Source organism: Aquamicrobium aerolatum DSM 21857 (assembly GCF_900113935.1).
Taxonomy (GTDB): domain Bacteria; phylum Pseudomonadota; class Alphaproteobacteria; order Rhizobiales; family Rhizobiaceae; genus Aerobium; species Aerobium aerolatum.
The window spans coordinates 1-24,465 of record NZ_FORF01000022.1; the positions used below are offsets into that span (position 1 = coordinate 1).

Annotated in this window: 16 protein-coding genes and 1 pseudogene; 3 read left to right on the forward strand and 14 right to left on the reverse strand. The window is 58.2% G+C overall.

Translation table 11 applies throughout. From position 1 onward, the window contains the following. A pseudogene (locus tag BMZ42_RS15275) lies at window positions 1-223 on the reverse strand (IS21 family transposase); the annotation flags it as partial. A gap of 1,308 nt (window positions 224-1,531) precedes the next feature. Here BMZ42_RS15275 and BMZ42_RS15285 point away from each other — a divergent pair. Continuing rightward, window positions 1,532-1,798: a DUF982 domain-containing protein gene (locus tag BMZ42_RS15285; protein ID WP_091524171.1), complete on the forward strand. Its 267-nt coding sequence runs from the start codon at window positions 1,532-1,534 to the stop codon at window positions 1,796-1,798. Window positions 1,799-2,017: 219 nt separating this feature from the next. Continuing rightward, window positions 2,018-5,605 (forward strand): diguanylate cyclase domain-containing protein, encoded by a 3,588-nt coding sequence (locus tag BMZ42_RS15290; protein ID WP_091524174.1) that lies wholly within the window; start codon window positions 2,018-2,020, stop codon window positions 5,603-5,605. Window positions 5,606-6,132: 527 nt separating this feature from the next. Here BMZ42_RS15290 and BMZ42_RS15295 read toward each other — a convergent pair. From BMZ42_RS15295 to BMZ42_RS15355, 13 genes are all read right to left on the reverse strand, one after another. Then, window positions 6,133-8,145, reverse strand: coding sequence for a GumC family protein (locus BMZ42_RS15295; RefSeq protein WP_091524176.1), 2,013 nt, complete (start codon window positions 8,143-8,145; stop codon window positions 6,133-6,135). Window positions 8,146-8,340: 195 nt separating this feature from the next. Continuing rightward, window positions 8,341-8,811 (reverse strand): group III truncated hemoglobin, encoded by a 471-nt coding sequence (locus tag BMZ42_RS15300; protein ID WP_091524179.1) that lies wholly within the window; start codon window positions 8,809-8,811, stop codon window positions 8,341-8,343. 113 nt (window positions 8,812-8,924) lie between these two features. Continuing rightward, window positions 8,925-9,830: a cation diffusion facilitator family transporter gene (locus BMZ42_RS15305; RefSeq protein ID WP_420492478.1), complete on the reverse strand. Its 906-nt coding sequence runs from the start codon at window positions 9,828-9,830 to the stop codon at window positions 8,925-8,927. A gap of 2 nt (window positions 9,831-9,832) precedes the next feature. Continuing rightward, a complete protein-coding gene (locus BMZ42_RS15310; RefSeq protein WP_091524182.1) occupies window positions 9,833-12,022 on the reverse strand; it encodes an anthranilate synthase in 2,190 nt (729 codons plus the stop codon). Window positions 12,023-12,231: 209 nt separating this feature from the next. Next, window positions 12,232-12,942, reverse strand: coding sequence for a phosphatase PAP2 family protein (locus BMZ42_RS15315; RefSeq protein WP_091524185.1), 711 nt, complete (start codon window positions 12,940-12,942; stop codon window positions 12,232-12,234). A 20-nt stretch (window positions 12,943-12,962) separates the two neighbouring features. Then, window positions 12,963-14,642, reverse strand: coding sequence for a formate--tetrahydrofolate ligase (locus BMZ42_RS15320; RefSeq protein WP_091524187.1), 1,680 nt, complete (start codon window positions 14,640-14,642; stop codon window positions 12,963-12,965). A gap of 140 nt (window positions 14,643-14,782) precedes the next feature. Then, on the reverse strand, window positions 14,783-15,904 hold the full coding sequence (locus BMZ42_RS15325; RefSeq protein WP_091524189.1) for a DUF2333 family protein: 1,122 nt from the start codon (window positions 15,902-15,904) through the stop codon (window positions 14,783-14,785). A 3-nt stretch (window positions 15,905-15,907) separates the two neighbouring features. Then, window positions 15,908-17,200, reverse strand: coding sequence for a DUF6638 family protein (locus tag BMZ42_RS15330; RefSeq protein ID WP_091524191.1), 1,293 nt, complete (start codon window positions 17,198-17,200; stop codon window positions 15,908-15,910). After that, the gene (locus BMZ42_RS15335; RefSeq protein WP_091524193.1) at window positions 17,200-19,110 is read right to left on the reverse strand and encodes an AAA family ATPase; all 1,911 of its coding nucleotides are present in this window, start codon (window positions 19,108-19,110) and stop codon (window positions 17,200-17,202) included. Before BMZ42_RS15335 ends, BMZ42_RS15330 begins: the two co-directional genes overlap by 1 nt. A gap of 12 nt (window positions 19,111-19,122) precedes the next feature. After that, window positions 19,123-20,268 (reverse strand): hypothetical protein, encoded by a 1,146-nt coding sequence (locus BMZ42_RS15340; protein WP_091524195.1) that lies wholly within the window; start codon window positions 20,266-20,268, stop codon window positions 19,123-19,125. A 27-nt stretch (window positions 20,269-20,295) separates the two neighbouring features. Next, window positions 20,296-21,384 (reverse strand): hypothetical protein, encoded by a 1,089-nt coding sequence (locus BMZ42_RS15345; protein ID WP_091524198.1) that lies wholly within the window; start codon window positions 21,382-21,384, stop codon window positions 20,296-20,298. A 100-nt stretch (window positions 21,385-21,484) separates the two neighbouring features. Then, complete coding sequence (locus BMZ42_RS15350) at window positions 21,485-22,510, reverse strand: fatty acid desaturase (RefSeq protein WP_091524201.1); 1,026 nt, start codon at window positions 22,508-22,510, stop codon at window positions 21,485-21,487. An 85-nt stretch (window positions 22,511-22,595) separates the two neighbouring features. Beyond that, window positions 22,596-23,207 carry a thymidine kinase gene (locus BMZ42_RS15355; RefSeq protein WP_091524202.1) on the reverse strand — a complete coding sequence of 204 codons (612 nt, stop codon included), beginning with the start codon at window positions 23,205-23,207 and terminating at the stop codon, window positions 22,596-22,598. 202 nt (window positions 23,208-23,409) lie between these two features. On the opposite strand from BMZ42_RS15355, the gene BMZ42_RS15360 reads away from it, so the two are divergent. After that, window positions 23,410-24,357 carry a choline ABC transporter substrate-binding protein gene (locus BMZ42_RS15360; protein WP_091524205.1) on the forward strand — a complete coding sequence of 316 codons (948 nt, stop codon included), beginning with the start codon at window positions 23,410-23,412 and terminating at the stop codon, window positions 24,355-24,357. Window positions 24,358-24,465 lie beyond the last annotated feature (108 nt).

The window sequence follows — 24,465 nt, forward strand, 5'->3', positions numbered from 1 at the left end:
TGGCCACGTTCGTCGTCAGCATCCGGTCAAGCTCTTCGCGCCATGCCCCCATCCGCGGATAGGGCTGATGCTTGCGCTCGTAGCGGAACTCGGTCTCGTCCGAGCGCAGCACCTTGCGCACCACTTTCCGTGAAACCTTCAACTCGCGGCAAATCGCCTTGATCGACTTGCCCTGAACCCGCGAAAGCCGGCGTATCTTTGCAATCGTCTCCACAATCAACATCCAAAACACAAATGCCTCCGATGAAACCGGAGGCATTTTGATGACCCCACGTTAAGGGGTCCCGTTTGGACGAAAATCACCCCTTAAACAGGGTCCTCATTCCATGAAAAATCACAGTCCGGACATACTCTAACTTGTGCTGAAACGCGCGAACAACATCCGGAGAGTTGGAGCTCCCGGATATGATACCATTCATAGCCGTTCGCCTGGCCGGAACCAGAGAAGCGGGTTCAGGGCGGAAGCGGTAGGCAGCCGCGAGGACTCTATCTGGGTGGTGGTAGCGGCGCTAAGAGGACCATGTCGGTATCATTCGTCGGATCGTCGTGAGAGCCACTCTCGCTAGATGGTGACAGGGATGGCGCGGCGATGATGGGATCCGACGGTGTCCTACGCTATTTAATTTCCGTCACGCAGGCAAACCCTATGTCGCCAGATTTGTCGACCGTGATACAGGTGAAACCTGTGCCACATCCGGAATGGCCTTCAATTTTGCCACCAAGACTTTGGCACTCGGTGACCGCAAGTGGAACGGCTACCGTAGCTGGCGCGCCTCGAACGCCGCTTGCGTCGCGGTTAGGCCCTACTTTGGGGCGAACGATCACGCGGCGCTCTTTGTTCATTGTGGCCCCGCTATCAGGGGAGATGTTTGTGGCGCGTGTATCGGCTGCGTCATCAGGAACACGGCGACCCATGCACCGAGAGCCGTCAGACCGCTATTCATGACTATCTCCTAACCTGAACCTGCCGCTATTCGGCGGCACTGATACAGTGGAATGCGCCCTATGGTTTTCATCCGTTCTGACGCAGGCTTTGCCACTGTTGCAAAAGCTGCTGTCTTTCACCTCGCTCTTCAGTGCCGTGCACTTGCCGACCGTCAGTGGCATGACGGTCGTCGCTCGGGCGCCGGTAGTTCCAGTCGCGCGCGTTTTAGCTGCAGCGCCCGTTGTTCCGTCCTGCTGCTTTATTACTCTGCTGGGATCCATCGCCGTGCCCTTCTCGGCAGCGATGGTTGCACCTGAACTGGCAAGGACGAAGAGAAGGCTCGCGATAGTTTCCCGAAAACCATGCACCATAAAAGCCTCCCGAAAACGGGTTACTCCCCACGTAAACCTCGTCGGTCGCGGATGCAACTGCACGCCCGCCGAATTCAGTTCCCCTCGAAGCGAAGCCTAGCGCTGAATGCTGGCGGTGTCGCAGGCTATGAATGACTTGAACGTGTCACGGCAGGACATGATAGATCTCAAAAGCCGTCATTAGTGGTATCATACTCCCTGTTGACTCCTTTCCTCGTCGTGAGAGAGTTGGCGCATGAGGCGAGGACGAGGATTGTTTCACAAGCCAGTGATCGTGCAGCCACGCCGGATCGACCGTGATCGGGTAGTTGTGTCCACGCGAGATGCTGCAATGGTCTTATTGCGCGATTGGCCGGACGATAAGGCTCGGGAACGCCGTGAGAAAGCCATGCGCGCCTGTCTCGCTGTTATCAGAGGTAAGAAGCCACCGAGCTTTGCCAGAAATGCTTTCATCGCGGCTGCAAAGGATGCAAGGATCCTGCTCTACGACGGAAGCAAGTAACAAGCTTCTCCGCGAGATCCATCGACTTTGAACGGATGCGATTGGCGCTTGGTGCTCATCGTCATTGGCGCAGTAATCGTCACCACTCCCGTCTAGGGGCAGTGATGATAGCCGGGAGCGTATAAGTGAGTTCCCCTTCAATCTGGAGTTAATTGCTTAAGTCTATCTCAATCCTTTGTGTAGCCCAATGCTCAGTCGAGAGCGACGGGCAACACCGGAATGTTAGATTTAACGGAAAAGCGACAGTCAGAAGCGGTGCACCCTTTCGTGCGCAGAACACTGGATCTGCTGCCCGACGGTGTTTTGATAATCGGCTCGCGTCGGGAGGTGGTTTATCTCAACGACGCCTTCAAGCGACTTTGGCACATTCCCAACGAAATCGTCGTCAAAGGTGATCGAGCCATGCTCGATTATGTTCTCGGACAGTTAGAAAGTCCGGAGACCTTTCTCAACGCGGTCGAGCGGCTCTATCAAAGTCCGGAATCGTCGGAGGACGAAATCACGTTCAGGGACGGACGGGTGTTCAAGCGCCGTAGCGTTGCCCTTGAGAGCGGCGCTAGTGGCTCCAGCCGCATTTGGATATTCAGCGACTTCACTGAAGCATGGGGCGCGAGGATTGATCCGCTGACCGGTCTCCTCAACCGCCGCGCCTATGGCCGCGAAATACCAGGTTTCATGGCTTCAGATCACTCCGCTCAGATCAAGGCATTCGCTCTGATCGATGTGGATCACTTCAAGGCATTCAACGATCGGTATGGACACGCCGGGGGCGATGCTGTTCTCGAGCGAGTCGGTGCGATCCTCGATAAGGGAGCCAATCTTACTTCGCATAAGGCTTTCCGGATCGGCGGTGAGGAATTCGCGATCGCCTCTGTGCATCCGAACGACGAAGCGGCGATTCAATACCACCAGAACATCGTTGGGTCTATCCAGCAGGCCAGAATACTCCATGCCTGGAATCAACCCCATGGCGTCGTGACTATTTCAATGGGGTTGGGTCTGTTCAGCGGACCTGGCGAGCCGGGAGACGTATTTGCAGCGGTAGATAAAGCCCTCTACCGCGCTAAGAAGCTCGGCCGAAACCGTGTCGTAATGGCCACGCTCGATTCGACATTAAAGCCCACGGTGTCGCACGTTTCAGATCTCAACCCCGTCGGCTTTGATCCACGAGAGATCCAGCGGTCGGTCAGTCTCTCATCTTCCTGTGCCTCGGCAGACTCCGGGGCAGACACGACATTGGGTTACGCCTCGAGGGCATTCGGTGGTTCCGCTACGATCGGCCAGCTTTTCGACGTCCTCACTCATTCCGTGCCCGGCATCGTGTGGGTGGCAGACGAAGATGGCAAAGTGGAATTCGTCAACGAGGCGTGGTGCGACTATACTGGTCTTAGTCGCCAACAGTCGGGTGCTCATGGCTGGATGTCAGCTCTTCATCCTGAGGATCTCGACACGCTGATGGCTCTCTGGCCGCCAAAGTCGAACGTGCAGAACCCAGTCTCTGAGAAGATGATGCGGATAAAACGCCGTGATGGCGTCTTCCGCTGGCATATGGTCAGCGCAAACTCGATAGCCGAAAGCCCTAGCCATTGGATCGGATGCTCTATCGACATCCACGAGGTCGTAGGTATGCAAAAACGGGAACGTGCGCAGGCTGAAATTCTCGAGATGGTCGCCGGTGGAGAGCCTGTGCAAACGATCCTAGAGGCCCTTTGCAGCCTCGGAGAGACGCAATTGCCTGGTAGCCGGTGTTCAGTGCTGCTCGTCTCGCAGGATGGCAAACGCTTTGATGGGGGCGCTGCGCCGTTTCTTCCGAAAAAACTTCAAGAGCTTGTCACCGGGATGGAGATAGGACCTGGCGTGGGCTCTTGTGGCACAGCAGCTTTCGAGAAGCGCGATGTCGTATCAGCGAACATCTCCCGCGATCCTCTGTGGGATGATTGGCGTGCCGCATTTGAACCTCTCGGCGTGCAAGCATGCTGGTCTCGCCCCGTCTACGGCACGGATGACAGCGTTCTAGCGACTTACGGCTTTTATTTCTCAGAAGTCCGGGCACCAACGGCGGAAGAGCTGGAAAGCCTAGAAAATCTTCGACAGCTCGCAGCAGTCGCCATCATCAAGGCTCGAGCGCATGAAGCGCTGGAGGAGAGCGAAGAACATCACCGGTTCACTGTAGAGTATAATCCACAGATTCCCTGGACGTCGGACCCTCAAGGTCGAATTCTCAGTGTTTCGTCGCGATGGGTGGAGGCCACCGGCATCCCCGTTGAAGACGCACTCGGCAACGGATGGTTCAAGGCGCTTCACCCCGACGACACGCAACGTCTGGTTGCCTACTGGAACGAACATCTGAAAACCGGGCAGCCAGTCGATGTTAAGTTTCGCATTCGCCTGAAGGACGGATCATATCGGTGGGTCCGTGCACGTGCGTCTGCACGGCGCACTAAAGAGGGAACGATCCTCAAATGGTATGGGGCCGTTGAAGACATCGACGATGTCGAGCAGGCGACCGAGCGCCTCCGTCGACAGGCTTATCAGGACGAAGTAACCCGGTTGCCTAATCGCCGCGCTTTCGAAGAGCGACTCGCCGGTCGCCTGCGGGACAACGCTGCTATCAACGTGCTCATGTTGGACATCAACGGCTTCAAGACGATCAACGAGCGTTTTGGGCACGAAGCAGGTGATGCAGCCCTCCGCCTGTTTGGACGATATCTTCGGAAAGCGATGCCGCAAGCCGATATGGTCGCACGGATCGCAGGAGATGCGTTTGTCGTCCTCCTAACCAATTATCCACCTGCCGAGACACTGCAACGCTTTGCCAAGAAGATCGGCAAGGCCGTGGAGTATCAGCTCAGCAAGAGCACCAAAACTCGTCTGTGTGGCGTTAGCATCGGTTGCGTGGAGGCTCAAAGAGACATTGGGGCTGACGAGGTCGTGCGCCGCGCTCGCCTGGCGTTGAGCGCGGCCAGAAAGGACCCCAACTCATCGATTGCGCTGTTCACGCCGGCCCTACCTAAGGCCAGCGAAGACCGCTTCGATCAAATCGAACTTGCACGGGCAGCACTCAAGTCGGGCTGGATCATGCCGGTTTATCAACCGAAGATGGATCTGCGTAACGGTGCAATTGCAGGCGCCGAGGCCCTGCTGCGGATTGATCACCCAAGCCTGGGTATTCAAGGGCCGAGCATGATCTGGGCGGCATTGGACGCGCCCAGGATCGGAAAGTCGATCAACGACAAGATGATTGCTCTTGTCCTGTCAGATCTGTCCCAGTGGACACCGTGGCCAGAAGAATTCGGCAGTGTGTCGATCAATCTGTCGACCGATATCCTAACACAGCCAGGGCTGTCCCGATCGCTGCTCAAGAAACTAGAACGGAGCGGCATCTCAACCCATCAGCTGACCGTCGAGATCACGGAACGTGTGCTCGTCGATCAACTATCCAGGAAGAGCCATCAAGCGCTTAGAGATCTTCGGCGTCATGGCGTTCGCGTGTCGCTGGATGATTTCGGGACCGGATTCGCATCGTTGACCCATCTCCAACAACTGCCGGTTAACGAGATCAAGATTGACCAGACCTTTGTGCGCGACCTTATGCGGGAAGGGCCGAATGCTGCTATCGTGAAGTCGATGATTGGCCTGGGGCTAAACATGGGTATCGATGTGGTCGCCGAGGGTGTCGAGACCGCCGAGCAAGGCGAGTTGCTGCGCGAATGGGGATGTCGCTATGCTCAAGGTTATTTCTATCACCGCCCAATGCCCGCCAAGGATTTTGCGAGGCTCTGCGGTTTCCGTCCAACAACCGTTTGATCGCCCACCCGAGTGACATGAAATTCGAGCTCCACCCGGTTACTAGTGGCGTAGCTCGAGATGGTGCGTCAAAAAAAGCGTGCAGCCGGGAGCCTAAAACCAATACGCACAGTGCTGCCACTTTCTGTCTCATCAAGGCCAAGTCAAGAACCTCAGCTACTGAGATGAGTGAACATAATCCGCTATCGAGCGCTTATAAGTGGCGGGATTGTGCCGAGGAAGTGTCGACGACGCAGTAGATCTTGAGAGAAAGCTTGTCAGGTAAGGTGTTGCGATTGCTAGAGAATGCGCGCCTTGACAGCTTCGGAGGGCAGCACTCTATCCAGCTGAGCTACGGGTGCATCCGGATAGATGCGTCTTAGACGATCACGCGCCGGGCATCAATGGATTAACGCGCACAATACGCTGGAATGTGCGTAACCTGAACGGCAGTGGTGACAGGTTCGAATCGTGCCGGTGATGCTACAAACATCTTGAGGGGCAGGACGGTGAGGCCGCTTGTGAAATCGTGAGCGACCAATCCCCGCTCATCCTCTCGCCTTTGGCGTCTGACTAAGCACGACCACAGGGTCGGTTGCGGACTGCATGAATGCCGACAGACGATGAATTGACGCAAGCACCTTTGCTTGTGCCGTCCGGCCAGCGCGGGCGACAACCACAATCGTATCTGCGCGGGCGGGCAAGCCGACCCCTTCGACAATCTCATCGACCGGCGGGCCGTCGATAATGATATGATCAAATAGCTGGCGTGCGGCAGCAATCAACGGGTCGAGTGTTGGCCTTGGCACGTCTGTTCGCGCAGACACCAAAACCGCCGAGGAATGAGGATCTTTCAGAGCGAAGGCACGAAAATCCTCGACTGTGGGCCACCGCTTGAAAGACATATCTTCCATTTGCGATGCCGTTTCGACACCTAGCAAGCGTTGGACGCCGCCCGGTCCACGGTGCCCGTCGATGATGAGCACCTGCATCCCGCTCAAAGCGTAGGTGCGCGCCAAAGCCAGCGCAATGGTCGACCTCCCCTCTCCCGCCACAGAGGACGCAACCAAGGTTACCCTGCCTGTCGCATCCTGTAATTGTGCGGCGCCGGCCATCTTCAGTTGAGCAACGTCGACGGTGGTGCGCAAGCGTTGCACGGCACTGACAAACGCTGATGATCTTGAGCCGTCGATTGCATGAGCCACGCTGAAGCCATTCAGAGGCCTCTTTTCGAATGGCAGCGCGACGCACAGACTCTGTCCGAGCACAGACTGCATTTGTTCAACGGACGTGAAACCGCCGGCCATATTCTCCAGCACGAAAGCTGAGATGACCCCGAGGCCGAGCCCGCCAACACAGGACAGAGCCAGCACCAGCGTCACATTGGGAAAACTCGGATTTGCGGGCGTCAATGCTGCTGAAACAATACGACTGTCAGCCATCTGAAGCGATGCTTGCGTCTCCAGATCAACAGAGCGGGCCAGAAGCGCCTGATAGTTTGCGGTTTCGTTGCGCGCGGCCTGCTGCAGCCCGTATAATTGCGCAAGAATGTGAGGCGGAAGCGTTGTCGTCATCACCGCACTCGCCAGCGCCTGCCGCTCAGTCGCGACACTGATCTCGGCGGCATCCAGCGCTGCCGTCATCGAGCTAACCTGCTCGCGCAGCGCAACCGTCAGATCGCCCTCGTCCAGTTTGAAGCGCGCGGGCTCGGTGACCTTGGGTGGTTGAAAGGTCGCCGCTTCTGCGAAGACAGTCCGGTTCTGCGCGCCGATCCTCTCGCGCAGTGCTGTGAGCTGATTGGCAAGCTCCAGACGCTCCGCCGCAAGGGCAGCAATGCGCTGTTGTTTCTCACGCAGTTCCGCCCGACCGGAAAGTGCAACGATCTCGTCGAGATTGTCGAAGACAAACCGCCCGAATGCAGTTTCAGCGCGAATGAGGCTCGCACGCGCCTCCTCCGCCTGCATGGCGATGATATCGCGCGCTGCACGCAGATTGCCGATCTTCGTGTCGAGCTGATTGGCGATGTAGATGCGCGCCAGAGCCGTCGCCAATCGCGCGGCCTTGGCTGCATCGCGCGAACGCACGCCAACCGAGATCACATGCGTCTGCCCCCTGCGGTGCACCGATATCGCGTCACGAAAGCGCGCCAGCACAAGGCCTGCGGCAGTCTCGGCGCTGAACGGTTCGACGTCCTCTCCCGCCGCCTCTCGCAATCGCCTCCACATCCCAGGAGGCGGATTGAATTCCGGATCCTCGACCAAAACTTCGCTCTGGATTGTCTGCATCAGCACACCGTCAGAGCCAAGAATTTCAACCTCGCTGTCGACGCGGGCACTTTCAGAATTGCCGTTGAGGGTGTGATAGGTGGGGTCCAGCAAATCCTTGCGAGAGACGTCCACGAAAACCAAGGCAGCCGCAAAATAGCGTATTGGCAAGAGCGCCGTCGCCGCTGCAGCGGCAATGACACAGATGAGGAACACTAGGAAAACCACACGCCAGCGGGCGCGCAACACGCCCGCAAGATCCCGGAGATTGAGTTCGTCCGATGCCTGACCGCCCATGTAGCTTCCCCCAAGCTTCGCGGCAACGTCTCAGGGGCAGACACTCAATTGACGATTGAAAAGCAACGCGCAGAATGATGCTGCCCGCAGACAGAATAATGAACTCGCAGTAAATTACAATTTATCCGCCGTACGACAAGAAACGGCAGGTCAAACCCTGCCTGAAGCGCGCCCCTGTCTGTCGGGAAGCATGCGCTAGACTTTCAGGTCTTGCTCGCGGATCGGAGTTATTCCCAGCGTATCTTCCTGCCGACTGAACGCAATCGCCAGACGGAACGAATGAGCGATACGCAACGCCCGGTCCATGAACAGATCCGCGACTTCCGGCGGGCAAAGACCGCGCACCGTGTCGCGGAAGAGCGCCAGCCAACGGCGAAAATGTGCTTCGCCGAGATCAGGGATCGCAATGTGATGTGGCAGCGGTCGTCCATCGTAACGCCCGGTGCGCAGGAGCGTTGCCGACCAGAAATCGCACATACGGGAAAGGTGCTGCGGCCAAGCCTCGGCCGGGATACGGTCGTTGAAGATCGGCCCCAACAAGTCATCACCCCGGATCAGGTCATAAAAGCCGTGCACCACGTCGTGCACCATCCGCTCATCGAGAATTTCCGGAAGTGGCTTGCCGTCAACGAGGATCGTGCGTTGGGGTGCGGGTCGTCCCTTCATGTGCTGCTTCTCCCGACATCAGAGCGTTTGCGCCGTTCTTCGCATCGCCAATTGGCTCAAACACTAACATCGGGCACGACAACGCCGCTTTGTCTTGGCGCAATTGGCGAAATTTATGCAAATGGAACTGCGGGAGTTCCGAGCGGTAGCTTGGCCTCGCCATCCGGCTCGACATGGATGACAACGCGAACCGATGGAATTTCCTGCTCCAGCGCTTCTTCGATCCGGTCACAGATCGCATGGCTTTCGCCCACGGTCATGGATTCATCCACAACCATGTGAAATTCGATGAACGTTGCGCGCCCGGCGATGCGAGTCTTGAGATCATGCACCTCAAGCGCCCCGCGTGAATTGGCCGAGATGATGTCGCGGATCTGCATATGCTCTTCGACAGAAACCGCCTGATCCATCAAGCCGCCAAGGGACGAGGTGATCACCTTCGAACCTTGCCATAGAATGTTGATCGCAACGATGAACGCCAGCAGCGGGTCGAGAAATTGCCAGCCGGTGAGTACCGCTGCCACCAGACCGACGATCACACCCACCGATGTAACCACGTCAGTCATGATGTGATGTCCATCTGCTTCCAGCGCAGGCGATTTGTCCTTGCGACCGATCCGGATGAGCAAAAGAGCCCAGAAACAATTGATTGCAGCGGCGAGACCGTTCACGGCAAGGCCTTGCCAGGGCTGGTCGAGGATAGCCGGCGCCTGCCATGAGCGCCAAACTTCTGCGATAATCAGGAGCGCTGCCACCACGATCAGGACACCCTCAAGCACCGCGGAGAAATACTCCGCCTTGTGGTGTCCGTACTGGTGATCCTGATCGGCCGGCTTATGACTTACGGAGATGGCCCAAAGGGCGGCGGTCGCTGCAATCACGTTGACGATAGATTCGAGCGCGTCCGAATAGAGCGCAACCGAACCCGTCATCCACCACGCGACGAATTTCAGGCCCATCACGCCGAAAGCGATGACGATGGACCATGCAGCGAGACGCCGTATCCTTTGTTTTGCCAATACTATTCCACCTTTGGACGATTTCTGCGCGGCAGCTTCGCGACAACATTTTCAATCATGCGCATTCCGGCATCGTGTCCGAGCGTCATGATCGATTCCGGATGGAATTGAACAGCCGCTATCGGCTCGCTCTTATGCTCCAATCCCATGACAACACCATCCTCGGTTTCGGCAGTCACCAGAAATTCTTCCGGAAATGTCTGCCGATCTGCAAAAATCGAGTGGTAGCGGCCAACCGTAACCTCTTCCGGCAAGCCTGAGAAGACAACACCGGGATGTGTAACGCGGATGCGCGACGGCTTGCCGTGCATCGGCAGATCAAGCTGCCGCAATTCGCCGCCAAAAGCTTCCGTCAGTGCCTGCAGGCCGAGACAGACGCCGAAAATCGGCAGGTTGCGGCTGAGCGCCTTGTCGATGGTTGCCTTGGTGTCAAAATCCTTCGGGCTGCCTGGCCCTGGCGAAAGGACGACGAGATCGGGATTGACGTGGTCAAACACCTCATCGGCGACCGGAGAGCGAACAGTCGAGACTTTCGCGCCGGTCTGGCGGAAATAGTTGGCGAGCGTGTGAACGAAGGAATCTTCATGATCGACAAGAAGGATCGACACCCCCTCGCCCACACGGGCTCGTTCACCTTCCTCATCGCTGGCGTCTCCCGCCGATGACTGGCGGATGGCGGCCAGCATCGCGGACGCCTTCAACTCCGTCTCGGCCTCTTCCTCGGCGGCGTCTGAATCGTAAAGGAGCGTTGCACCGGCGCGCACTTCGGCAATGCCATCCTTGATGCGAATGGTTCGCAAGGTCAGCCCCGTGTTCATGTCACCGTTGAAGTGCACCATGCCAATCGCACCACCGTACCATGCACGCGGGCTCTTTTCGTGGTTCTCGATGAAGCGCATGGCCCAGAGCTTCGGTGCACCGGTCACGGTCACAGCCCAGGCATGGGACAGGAAGGCATCGAACGCGTCCATGCCGTCGCGCAGCCGGCCCTCGATGTGATCTACCGTATGGATCAGGCGCGAATACATTTCGATCTGACGGCGCCCGATGACACGCACGGAACCGGGCTCGCAAACGCGGCTCTTGTCATTGCGGTCGACATCCGAGCACATTGTCAGCTCGCTCTCGTCCTTCTTGGAATTGAGCAGCTTGAGGATCTGTTCGGAATCGGAAATCGCGTCGCCGCCGCGCTTGATCGTGCCGGAGATCGGACAGGTCTCGACGCGGCGGCCGTTGACGCGGACGAACATTTCGGGCGACGCACCGACGAGATATTCGCCCTCGCCCAGATTGATGAAGAACGAATAGGGCGACGGATTGATCTTCTTCAGCCGGCGGGTGATTTCCGACGGTTTGGAGACGCAGCGCTCGAAGAACATCTGTCCCGGAACGACCTCGAAAAGATCGCCGCGCTTGAAGCTCTCCTTGGCTTTCTCGACCAGCCGGGCATATTCGCCCCGCTCATGGTCGGCGCGCGGCGGCGTGATGTCGGAGGGCTTGAACGGATCGGCCGCGTTGTCGCGCGGCAGGCCCTCTGTCGAAAACCCTTCGCCCGAATAGTCGTAGCGATCATGCCAGGCCTTCGCCTGATGATGGTCGACGACGAGGATTTCATCGGGCAGGTAAAGCACCAGATCGCGCTGGCTCTGCGCCCGCTCCAGCTTCTGCTCGACATGATCGAACTGGAACGCAAGGTCGTAACCGAAAGCGCCATAGAGGCCGAGATTGCTGTCGTCATTGGTGCGGAACAGGTCGATGAGAACGCGCAGCACCGTGAACACGGTCGGTGCCCTGCTGCGTTCCTCCTCCGCGTAGATGCGGCCTGGCTCTGCCACTTGCAGCGCGAGCAAGCGCGCCGACCTTTCGCCGATCGTCGCCTCGGACAGCGGCTCGATCCGGCTGGCGATGACCGGCAACAGCACTTCACCGCGCGCGTTGAGCGCCTCGATGCGCATGGCCCGACCGCGAGCGCTGACCACCAGCGGCGGATCGATCATCGCGGTGTCCCAGCGCGTGTAACGGCCGGGATATTCGTAATTGGACGAGAAAACACAGCCACGGCGCGAATCGAGCGCATCGATATAGGCCTCGATCGCTCCCGCATAGGGCGTGTCGTGGCGTTGCCGCGTGATGGCGATCCCCCCGGCCGTCACGAAACGTTCGGCGCCGCCCTCAAGCTGTTCGACTGTCATTCAGATCTCCATCCGTTCGCCGCACATTGCGCTTCCGAACCAGCATGAAAACCAAAATGGCCGCCCGGAAAATCCGCTGCGGCCATCCAAAATTTCACGCGCACGTGTTCGTTGGCCGCTGTTAGCTGGCCCACCACCAAAGATTGATGTTCGAGAACGTGTTCATGGCCAACCCATAGAGCCGAAAGGCAGTGGCCGCAAGAGAAGATTCAACCGCGAGCGCGCAAAGCCCGCAAGGCGGTGACGGCGAGCCAGCTCAAGCAGGCCCACGCCGTGCCCAGCGCCCAACCGGCAATCACGTCACTTGGCCAATGCACGCCAAGATAGATGCGGCTCATTCCCACCATGAAGGTGAGCAGAACCGCCATCAGGATGACATAGATACGAACCGCAACGTCATCCACGAGGCGAACGATCATCGTGGCAAGCGTGAGATAGACGACAGCGCTCATCGTGGCGTGACCGCTGGGAAAGCTCGCCGTGTGAGTCGCCACGAGGTGATCGACGATATCTGGACGCGGTCGGTCGTAGACGATCTTGAGCAGATGGCTGACCCCCGTGCCGCTGACGATTGCCGCAACCATGAAAATGGCCGGGCCAAACTTGCGGTAAACGAGCAGAAACCCGGCGATTGCAGTCACCAGCGTCACGAGAACCGGATACCCGCCCAACGTGGTGATCTCCACCACGCTCTGCGCCACCCAGGACGGCCCGATCGGCGCGGAGACGTCGCCGGGCTGCCGGAACAGCAGCAACAGCCCGTTGTCGAAACGCTGCAGCTCGTTCTCGCTGACATCGTTGGCGACAGCGACAAAAGTGTAGATCCCACCAGCCAACAGCGCCATCAGCAGCACGGGAACCGTGGCAATACGCAGGTCGCGCATGCCACGAACGAGATCACTGAAGCGGGTTGCCGGCATTCACACCCTTATCGGTCAACTTAGAACAGGCCTTCGATATGGCCCTGCTCATTGAGGAAAATCCGTTCGGACGACGGAGATTTGGGCAGGCCCGGCATCGTCATGATCTCACCGCAGATCGCGACGACGAAGCCGGCACCGGCCGAGAGACGCACTTCACGGATCGGCACCACGTGTCCCGTCGGCGCGCCGCGCAGGTTTGGATCAGTGGAGAACGAATACTGCGTCTTGGCCATGCACACAGGCAGGTGGCCGTAGCCCTGCTCTTCCCACTGGTGCAACTGCGCGCGCACCGACTTGTCGGCCACCGCTTCGGAACCACGATAGATGCGCTTGACGACCGTCTCGATCTTGTCGAACAGCCCCATGTCGTCGCCGTAGAGCGGCGCGAATTGTGAAGCGCCGCTTTCAGAAAGCTGAACAACCTTATGCGCCAGCTCTTCGATGCCTGCCGAACCTTCGGCCCAGTGGCGGCAAAGGATCGCTTCTTCACCCATCGTGGCAACGAAATCCTTGACCGCCTGAATTTCAGCTTCGGTATCGCTGTGGAAGTGATTGATCGCAACAACGGCGGGGACGCCGAACTGCTTCACGTTTTCGATGTGGCGGCCGAGATTGGCGCAGCCCTTGACCACCGCCTCGACATTTTCCGTGCCGAGGTCTTCCTTCTTCACGCCACCATTCATCTTCAGAGCACGAACAGTTGCGACGATAACCGCTGCAGCCGGCTTGAGACCCGCCTTGCGGCACTTGATGTCGAAGAATTTCTCCGCACCCAGATCGGCACCGAAGCCAGCTTCGGTCACCACAAAATCGGCGATCTTCAGCGCTGTCGTGGTCGCGACCACCGAGTTGCAGCCATGCGCAATATTGGCAAAGGGGCCGCCATGAACAAATGCCGGGTTGTTTTCCAGCGTTTGGACGAGATTGGGCTGCATCGCGTCCTTGAGCAGCACCGCCATGGCACCATCGGCTTTTAGATCGCGCGCAAATACAGGCGTCTTGTCGCGACGGTAACCGACGATGATGTCGCCCAGACGCTTTTCAAGATCGGCAAGGTCGGTCGCCAGACACAGGATCGCCATCACTTCGGACGCGACCGTGATGTCGAACCCCGCCTCGCGTGGGAAGCCGTTGGCCGCGCCACCGAGTGAGCAGACGATCTCACGCAACGCGCGGTCGTTCATGTCCATGACGCGACGCCAGGTGACACGGCGAGTGTCGATGCCCAGTTCATTGCCCCAATAGATGTGGTTATCGATCAGCGCTGACAGCAAATTGTGCGCGGTGGTGATCGCATGAAAGTCACCGGTGAAGTGGAGATTCATGTCCTCCATCGGCACGACCTGAGCATAGCCACCGCCTGCCGCACCGCCCTTGATACCGAAATTCGGTCCGAGCGAGGCTTCACGGATGCAGATCATCGCCTTCTTGCCAATGCGATTGAGGCCGTCGCCCAGCCCCACGGTGGTCGTCGTCTTGCCTTCGCCGGCAGGGGTCGGGTTGATCGCAGTGACAAGGATCAGCTTGCCATCGGACTTGCTTTTGACCTGACGAATATACTCTGCCGACACCTTGGCCTTGTCATGCCCATAGGGCAACAGATGCTCGGACGGAATGCCCAGCTTGGCCCCGATCTCAATGATCGGCTTCTTGTTTGCCCCGCGAGCAATCTCGATGTCGGATTTGAATTCGCTCATGAATGTCCCCCGGACCTTGATCCTGTGTCGCCTTGATCGGCTTTCTTGTCAGCCTATCAAAACCCGGCCACCCCATTGCGCACCATTCCAGAAATGCCGCGCAATGGGCCGTTTGCGACGTTTATAGCCGATCTGATCAACTAGCGATCCAGCACCTGCCGCAATTCCACCAGATTTGAGCGAACCTGAAGAAGATTGAAGCCCATGGTTGCAAGATGCGAGGGGAAGAACGCGCTCGACTCGTTGCCGTTGGAAATGATCCATGGCTGTACGTTCAACGAGGCGCGCAGCTGTTGCTCAAGGCGAGTCCAAAGAGCGGAGAGATTGCGTTCTGCGATCACGCTGGCGAAGTCCGACCGCGCACCGGCAAGAATCCCCGAATAAGCGTAAAGCTGGCCATAGGCGAACCAGAACCGGTCGTCGGCGCGCGTGTCGAACCAGCCGGCATCCGAGGCTTCGATGCGCTGGCGCAGGATGTCCGAGGTCGAACCGATGTCGCCGGCGATGCGGTCGATGAACTGCATCAAATTGTCGGCCCGCGCATCGAAAGTAGCGTTGCAACTTGCAAGGCTGTCATTGAAGGCCCGCAGCTTCTGCATTCCTTCGCGATAGACGCTGGGCGAAGGGCGCGTCGGACCGCGCCATCCGATGTACCAGGCGGTTTCGCTCCAGGACATGGCCGTGCGCGCGTCCTGAAGGTTCTGGTCGATCTGCGAGGTGCCGCGGACGCGCCCCAGCGTGTCGACAAGTTCGGTCGTGGTCCGGCGAAGCACCTGATTGATGCCGAGCTGGAATGCGGCCTGATTGTCGAAGAATGGCGTGCGCCGCCACTCAAGCCCGAAAAGGCCCATCTTCGACACCACCATCGACGAAATCCACGGATTCTGGTTGACGTTGTAGTCGATCAGATCCGCCGTCGCGGCCGTGATGGCCGAAGGAGTGCAACTATTGGCGTTGTTGGTGCCAGCTGCGGTTGCAGTTGGCGTACCAGGTGCAGAATTGCGACCTGATGCCGTCCCATATGCAGCGGAATAATCGGTGTTGAAATTATTCCAGCTCTGCGTGACCCAGAAAAAATATCCATAGAGCGCCACGAGCCCAAGCAGGATGATCCCGATCGGCCCCTTGATGATCCAGCCGCGCTGGGCATACCAGCGGCTCGCAGCCACAAACGGCCAGCAGATCCAGGCGATAACCAGCCCGATGCCTTTGCCAATCGCCTGGAAGACGCGGGTGAAGAAGTTCACGATGGGATCGAGCATGATCTATCCTCTGTCATGAAGGCCATAAAGGCGTGCACGAAGCCCCGCCTTATCCTTGAGGTAACTATCTTTCAGCACATCCACGACCTGATGTCGCCATTTCTCGCTGAAGTTCTGGTAGTCACAATAAAAGCCCTGCTTGTTGAAGACATAGCGGGCGAGGAAGTCGAACGGAACGAAGTCGGAGATCAGCCGGTTCGTCAACCAGGCGTCCGAATGAGACGGGTTTGCACGCACCAGCAAGAAGCGCTGATCCGGCCGGACATTGTCCAGCTTGATCTGGCCAAATTGAGCCAGTTCGCGCTTGGCCGCATTCAGGAACGGAAACGTGCCCTCACGGTTGATGAGGTCGGCATTGCTGTGGATCCATGTCTGCAGCCAGATGCGATCCAGCTTCGCGAGATCGCGACCGGGATCGGCCTGGTGGATCAACATCCTCACAGCCATTTCCGCGCGATGTTCCAGATAACCCGAGGCATCAATCCAGGAAGAACGCGGCAACTCAATGCGCCCCGTTTCCATCAGGAAATCGAACACCCGCTCTGCATCGTGCAGCGACAGATAGCTGACCTGCCACGGACGTGAGCGGCGAAATCCCGGCGCAGATGGGTCGCTGATCACCGTCGTGATCTGCGGATCGATGAAGACGTAGAGCCCGCCGAAATGGCTGGTCCAATAGGTCCGGTGGCGAAAAATCACCTGATCCGGGACAAGGGCGTTGTTGCGGATGTCGCCGGTCACTTTTGCCAACTCGACCATATGTTCGAGCGATGCGGTGTCGCGCCAGAAATCCGGCTCCTGCCTGAGCCTGTCGACAAGCGTGGCAAGCTCGGTCGCCTTGCCGGTCACGTCCTCCGCCGACAGCACCTTGAACTCGACCTGATTGATCGACAGCAGATCCTCGATATCCTCGACCTTGCTGATCGAATCCTCGATCTCGCCGTAGATCACATCCTTGATCGTCAGCGCGTTGATCGCCCGCGCGTTCGCAGTCATGAACTCGTAGAGAAGCTGCGACGTGTTTGAGAACGCCGTATGCACCACAGGATGGTCTATCTGCTGCGGGCTGAGGATGATGAAGCGCCGGTTGATCTCGTTGGGGTCGAGATAGTGGATGTCGCCCAGATCTTCCGCCACCTGCGGCGAGAAGCCAGTGCGGTCGACATCGATCCGCTCCCGTGTTGTTGGGGTCAGACCGAACGCCCTGAGCGCCTTGTTGTAGCGCTCGATCAGATGCGGCTCCTCAATGGGAAGAAGCCGGCCATAGATCAGCTCATTGTCACGCAAAAGGTCCATCAGGCGCCCCACAGCCCCTTGGCCTTCAAGGCTTCGATGTCGGCGATTGCGCGCTCGCGCAAACGCGCATCACGAACGAGCTTCTCCACCGCGACATCATCCGACTTGTCCGAATAGCGGAACTCGGAATCGGCGTAGCGATTGATCTCCTGCATGACCATGTCCATCGTGAACGGGCGGCGCAGTTCTGCGATCATCGCCAGCTTCTCATCGTAGCCCTTGCCCATGAACGCGTCTGGCGTCTCGAACCACTCGTCCGGCAATTCGATATCCATCGCGCGCATCTTGATGGCGTCGGTGACATTCTTGATCGCCCGACCTGTAAAGCGCGGTTCGGCCTCCTTGATCCGATGAAGGTAATCGCCCACATCCGCCAGCGTTTTCGGCTCGCCCCGCTGGTCCATGAAGCGGTCGTAGACTTTCCTCAGTCCCTCTTCCTGTGGCTTGGAATATTGCTCGTAGGCAGTCTCGACGGCGCGTTTGATTTCCTGCGCCGAAAACAGCTCGTGCTCCCCTAGCGGGATCTTGTGGTTCTTGCCGGCGAGCAGGACGAAGATGTCGATATAGTCGTCGCGCGTTTGCGGCCCATCGACCAGCCAGCGCGCGCCTGCCCGCTGGCGCAAGGCGTCATCGACATTCTCCGGATAGTTGGAAAACATTCCAAATGAGCAATTGCCGCGCACAACGGTGCCGGCACCCGAAAATGCGTCCATGAGAACGCCGGTGATCTCATGCTGGCCAGCAGAGGCGCGGTCGTCCGAGCGCTTGGCAGCCACCTGATCGATATCATCGATGGTGCCGAAGCCTATCGAGCGCGGATTGAGCACATTGTTGACGAACTGACGGCAGTTCTGGCCGGATTTTCCCTGATAAGACGAGATCTGGTCGACGCCGAAATTTTCGTAGTGGAATGGCACCCCGGCAATCTGCGCATAGTCGTTGACGATACCGGCGATCATCTGGATCAGCGTCGTCTTGCCGGTTCCGGGTGAGCCATCGCCAATGAACGTGAAGAGGAAGCCGCCAAGCTCAACGAAGGGGTTGAGCTGACGGTCGAAGTCGTAGGCCATCAGCATCTTCGCCAGCTTGAGCGACTGATATTTGGCGATATGGTTGCCGACGACTTCTTCCGGCTTTTTGAACGTCATCGAAAGCGGCTTGGACTTGCGCCCCGGCGCAACATCAAATCCGTCGATTGTGAAGTCGTCTTTCTCGATGCGGATATGCGTGTTCTCAAACGCACCGAGCGCGTCAAAACGGCTCTTGCGCTGCAACAGCCCTTCAAGCGTGGCGGTGGCGAAAGCGCGGGTGCGCGCGAGCAGATCGAGATCGTCTTGCGCGCCGCGCAATGCTGCCTCGAGCCCGCCAATCAACGCCTTCAGCGAATCCTGCTGCGTATCAAAAACATATTCAGGCTCCTGGACGTCGCCAGGGGCTTCGGCTTCGCTTTCCACGGTCTGAAGCAGGTAGGAGGCAAAGGTGAACGCCGAAACGTAAGCTGCGGCTGACAGAAGCTTCTTGTAGGTCGCGACATCGTCGCCTTCCAGCGGCGAACGGGCGTTCTTCGCCTGCAGATCCTCCAGCGCGGTCGATTTGGCAAATACATCGCCGACCGCAAGCGCTACCGACAATCCACGCCGCGCCCGATAGAGCAGCGAATGCTGGGGGATCGACATGAGAAGATCGTCCGGACGAACGGACTGAACTGTCTTCGTCAGCTCAACCTCTCGGGTGCGTCGGACCGATCCAGTCGACACGGTCGAGACGAACCGGCGGCCGGTGCCCGCCAGTTCCGTTGCCGAGCGGCCCGAGGAATCTTCCAGAACGACGATCCGCGTGATGAAGCTTTGCGCCAGCGCGCGATGCTTTTCGATGTCAGCTTCGGAAAGCGTGGTCAGGCCGGTGTCCATGAAACATCTCCGTCAAACATCGCTGATCACCTGGCCATTGGAGATGATGTGCACCTTGTAGCCACCGAATACCGAATCCGCCTCGCCTGCCGCGTAGAGCGCCTGATAGGCTTCATGCGGAACCAGTGCATGTTTCTCATAAGACGACACGCCCATCCGGGCAGCTTCCAGATCATCGGTATTGATGTGGAACTCCTCGCGCGCCGGCTGTCGCGAAAACAACCCTTTTCGTGCCGGCTGCTCGGCCTTCGAGAATATTTCCTGCACGGTCCAGGTCAGCAGCCATGCATTGTCTGCACGCCGCACCTTTGAGAGAACTTCCGAAACCACCGAATTGTTCTCGGTGATGCCAGCGGAATAAAACGGTCCGAGGACAACGCGCCTGATCTGCTTTGGATGCAGTGCCTCGAAATCCTTGTCGAGATTGGTGCCAATCGTGGCCGGAGAGAGTGAATAGGACGAATTCTTCTCGGCAAAATCGTCAAAGCGGCGCGCCAGGTCGGGGTTGAGAAGACCATCGACCGGCAGCGGGATCGCAACACGTTCATTGAGGCGACCATCGTTGGTCACCAGCGTCTTGACGATGTCTTCGGATGAATCCTCCAACGTCACCATGTAAACCATCGGCATGTTTGCCGATCCATCGAACGCCCCCCAGTGAACGACATAGAGCGGGCGGCGCGTTTTCGGATTGACGGTAACGCGAACGGTCTGCGGCAGGACAAACGGAGCGAAGGTCTCGCCGCCAGCAATCTCCTCCAGATACAGCCTCTCCGCCATCGTCTTGCGAAGCGCGTCGGGCATGGCGCGCTGACGCAGGATGAAATCGGCCATCTCGGCGCGCAGCACGTCGGGCGCAGGAATGGCCGCAAGACGCTTGTCTGCGGTGCGCCGGTCGTTTTCCAGTTCGAGAACGTTCTGGAACACCGGATAGCCGCTCTCGGCGCGACTGATCCGGAAGCTGTCCATGAAGCCGAGGCGATTGCGCCAGCAGGAGAACGAATTCTCCAGGCGGGCGATGTACTCGGACATCACTTTCGCGACCAGATCATGCCGATACATCGGCGACCGGTCGTCCCGCAGGAATACGTCAAGACCGGTCAACGCTGCCGATATGGCGTCGAAATAGCGCGTGGCAGCATCAATGGCTGGAGACATGAGCGGGGTGCCTCTGCGTCTGCTTGCTTACGGCCGCACGTAATCCGCCGAATTGTGCTTTTTGAGAACCTCATCAAAACGGCGCGCGAATGCCTCGTCAGCGAGCTTCTTGCGGCGCTGGATATCGGCGGTCGCCACCATGTTCTTCTCGTGGAGCTCCAGCAGGTCGCCGATATGGCGCTGCGCAGCCGCGCCGATACCCGCCATGGTCTGCTCAGCTGTGTTGTCGACCTGGCTGCCGAGCGTGTTGATCTTGTGCGCAACGTCCTGCTGGGCCGCCGTCTTCAGCGAGTCCTCCAGCGCCTTGTACAGAACGATACGTTGCTCGGTGTCGATGGTCAGCTTGTTGATCAGCGTGTTCTGCGCCGCGATCTGGTTGTTGAGGGAATCCACAAAGGTCTGGAACATCGACGTATAGCGCTCAAGGGTCTGGCTCTCCGCCAGCAATTCCTGCTCTTTCGCCTGCGCCTGGTTGTACTCGGTAGCAAGCTTCGAGCGCTCGCCTTCCAGCTCGGTGCGCTGGGTCTGGTCGGTCGACGCGGCGATGCGGTTCTCGACGTCCAGCAGCATCGGGTTGAGTTCCTCGATCCGCTTCTGGGTCGTGGTCAGGTTCTCAATGGTGGCCTTGCGGCGCTGGATCACTTGGCTCAGGCTCGCCTCGGACGTCTTGTAACGCTGATCGAGGACGTTCTTCTGCTCCTTCAGGATGCCGACAATCGTGTCGGATTTGGCCAGCAATTCCTGAAGGTTGCCTGCGAGTGACATGTTGCGCACGCGCTCGGTACGCATGCGCTGCTTGCGCTGCGCCGAAAAGATACCGACGAAGGATTCCCAGCCGGTATAGCTCTTCATGCTTTCAAATTCGGTGCCGAAAATGTTGGTCGCGTCTTCAAGGCCGATGATGAGATCGGCAATGTTGCCTTCCATCACCTTCTGCTGGGCCAGAACGTCCTGAATGCGCGCATTCTCGATGTCGAAATCCGCAGCGCCGATGTGGCGATCGGCTTCCGCGAACTGATCCAGAACGCCACTCGACGCATCGATCTTCGACCGCATGTCTTCGACAACTTGCCGGGTCTTGGCGATCTCGGCATCGAAATTCTGCAATGTAGCCATGCGTTCTGGTCTCCACCTTCGGGACAACTGACAGGATGGCGAATATATGTGGCGCGTGCTTCCATTGAAAGACACGCACCCCAATCATTATCGTACTTCTTTAGGCTTTCGCCGCAGCTTCCCGAAACGAAACGAGACGGCGCTTGTTTTCGTCCCACAGCGACAGCTTCACGCAGCCGAGGCTTTCCGCGATGGTGATGCGACCGATATCCTTAAATTCGGGAAAGTCTCGCAGCACTTCCGGCAGCCGATAGCAGGGGATCTTGCTGGCAAGATGATGCACATGGTGCACGCCGATATATCCGGTCAGCCAGTTCAGCAGAGGCGGAAGGTCGTAGTAGGAGGCACCGTGCAGGGCCGCCTCACGAAACTCCCATTCCGGGCCATTTGACCAGTGCGTATCCTCGAACTGGTGCTGAACGTAAAATAGCCAGATGCCCGCCACGCCTGCAAAAAACACAATCGGCACGTGCACGAGCAGAAACGGCACCACGCCGACGAGATACATCATGATGCCCGACATGACCGCGATCGCGACATTTGTCGCCATCGTCGAAATCCACGGGTCCTTGCCTTCATTCATCATGCCTGCCGGCACACGCTGCTTCAGACCGAATACCCAGATGGGACCAAGTCCGAACATCACAACTGGATTTCGATAGAGGCGATACAGGAGCTTGTCCCAACCGCTCAGGGCCTCATACTCGGCCACGGTCAGTGTCGAGATGTCGCCAAGACCGCGCTCATCGAGATTTCCAGCCGTCGCATGATGGACAGCATGGGCACGCCGCCAGTAGGCATATGGCGTCAGGGTCAGGACACCAATGATGCGCCCGGTCCAGTCGTCACTCTTGCGATGGGCGAAGAATGACCCATGGCCGCAATCATGCTGGATCATGAAAAGGCGGAGTAAAAAGCCAGCTGCCGGAATGGTCAGAAGCAGACCAGGCCAGAAACTGTAATAGACCGAGACCCAACACAGTGCCCACAATGCACAGAATGCCGATATTGTGATGGCCAGTTCCATTGCACTACGGCGCCTGTCAGGGGTGCGGTAATTTGCAAGAAGCTTCGTCCAACGGCGGATGTCAGGGCTGACAGGAGGGTGTTCAAGCGGTCTATTCATCGGCGCTTATAGGCATTGCGCGCGACGCGGCTCAAGTGCGCATTTGCTTAAATATCCCTGGCGTCCTTATGTCGCGCTAAAGGCTTCAGCTCTTGAAGCCAATCAGATCCTCGGCCGGCATCCGCCCCATCTCTTCTTCCCAATGGCGACGGCATAGTGAAACGTATTTTTCTTCGCCGCCGATCTCGACCTGGGCGCCCTGACGCATGATCTTCCCATCGGCACCCAGACGCACCACCATCGTCGCCTTGCGACCGCAACGGCACAATGTGCGGATCTCCCGCAAATCGTCAGCCAGCGCGAGCAGAGCCTTTGAGCCGGGAAAGAGCTTGCCCTGGAAATCTGTCCGGAGCCCGTAGCACATCACCGGGATGGACAAGCGATCGGCGACGCGGGCCAGCTGCCACACCTGATCCTCTGTCAGAAACTGGGCCTCATCGACAAAGACGCAATGAAGCGGGCCGCTGGCACAGGTCTCCTCGACGCGTTCGAACAGGTCGTCCTCCGCCGTGAACATTTCAGCGTCCGCCTCAAGCCCGATTCGCGATGCGATCCGCCCCGCGCCGGCCCGATCATCGAGTGCAGCTGTAAACAGAAGCGTCGACATACCGCGCTCGCGATAATTGTAAGCCGCCTGCAGAAGCAGCGTGGATTTTCCGGCATTCATTGCCGAGTAGCTGAAATAGAGCTTGGCCATCAGTCTAATAAACCAGTTTCAGGCAGGCAGGGGAGAGCATAGCCGGCCCATCCACGAAAATCGTACCGTCGCATAAAAACCAGTTCGTGACGCAATCAGAATGATGAGTCGGGTTGAAACCACCTCCAAATGATGTTTGGCTCAACACAATATCAATAATCATCGGCGAAATGCCGCGAGCCACAAAATTGGGAGACGTTTCATGTCGCTTGGCAGACCATTGCTGATCTCGCTTTCTCTTTCCATCGCACTGGGTACCGGGACGGCGCTCGCAGCGGATCCTGCGTCCTGCCAGAGCGTGACCTTCTCGGATGTCGGCTGGACCGATATCACTTCCACGACGGCAACGGCGACCGTGCTTCTGGAAGCGCTGGGCTATAAGCCGGACGTGCAGGTGCTGTCCGTGCCGGTGACCTATGCCTCACTGAAGAATGGTGACATCGACGTATTCCTCGGCAACTGGATGCCGACGATGGAGGCTGACATCGCCGCCTATCGCGAAGAAGGCACGGTGGAAACGATCGTGACCAATCTGGAAGGTGCGAAGTACACGCTTGCCGTGCCGCAATACACATTTGACGCCGGCCTCAAGACATTCGCCGACATTGCCAAGTTCAAGGACAAGCTTGAAGGCAAGATCTACGGCATCGAACCGGGCAACGACGGCAATCGCCTGATCCTCGACATGATTGAGGCCAACCAATTCGATCTGGGCAATTTCGAGCTGGTCGAAAGCTCGGAAGCTGGAATGCTTTCTGCCGTGATGCGCGGCGCGCGCAGCAAGCAGGACATGGTGTTCCTCGGCTGGGAGCCGCATCCGATGAACTCGAATATCGAGATGGCTTATCTCGACGGCGGTGATGATGTCTTCGGACCGAACTATGGCGGCGCCTCGGTCCTGACCAACACGCGCAAGGGCTTCGTCCAGGAGTGCCCGAATCTCGGCAAGTTCCTGACCAATCTCGTGTTCACGCTCGACATGGAGAACGAGATCATGGGCTCGATCCTTGACGATGGTGAAGAGCCGAAAGCCGCTGCAACGGCTTGGCTGAAGGCGAACCCTGCCAGCATCGAGCCGTGGCTGGCCGGCGTGACCACGTTCGATGGCAGCGACGGTGCTGCCGCAGTCAAGTCCGCTCTGGGCCTCTGACACCCCAATCCCAGCTTCAGGCGGGCAACGACTTTTCGTCGTTGCCCGCAATCTCTGCCATGCCAGACTTGGCCGCGCCCGGCACATCGCCCCGCCGGATTTTGTTGT